Below are 506 nucleotides of genomic sequence, written 5' to 3'. Positions count from 1 at the left end.
CCGCCGTGTGATGGTTCGCTCCGGATGTGACCCCCGAACAGCTCGCGCGTACCCGGCAGCGGCTGGAAGCGTTCGCCGCTGAGATCTTCACCCCCTTGGCCCGCTGCGATCAGCGGGCCAAGGGCCTGACCTACCTGCGCGGCCTGCTTTTGGACGGCCGCCGCAAGTCCATGCAACCCATGGCCGAACGCCTCGGCATGGATCACCAGGGCCTGCAACAGTTCCTCACCTCCTCCACCTGGGACTTTCACGCCGTACGGCACCGCCTGGCCCACCGGGCCACCCAGACGATCACCCCTGCCGCCTGGGTGATCGACGACACCGGCTTCCCCAAAGACGGCACCGCCTCCCCCGGAGTGGCCCGCCAGTACTCAGGCACCCTGGGAAAGATCGGCAACTGCCAGATCGGCGTCAGCGTGCACGCGGTCACCGATGCCGCCTCCTGCCCGCTGACCTGGCGGCTGTTTTTACCCGCCTCCTGGGACACCGCCCAGGCCACCGACCCG

The 506-nt window shown here is 68.8% G+C and carries 1 protein-coding gene; it reads left to right on the top strand.

Translation table 11 applies throughout. From position 1 onward, the window contains the following. Positions 1-26: 26 nt before the first annotated feature. The coding region (locus tag ACFOYY_RS42480) for an IS701 family transposase (RefSeq protein WP_386197201.1) at positions 27-506 on the top strand (480 nt) is incomplete at its 3' end.

Source organism: Streptosporangium jomthongense, from assembly GCF_042650425.1.
Lineage (GTDB): Bacteria > Actinomycetota > Actinomycetes > Streptosporangiales > Streptosporangiaceae > Streptosporangium.
This window is presented reverse-complemented; position numbering and strand designations above follow the sequence as displayed.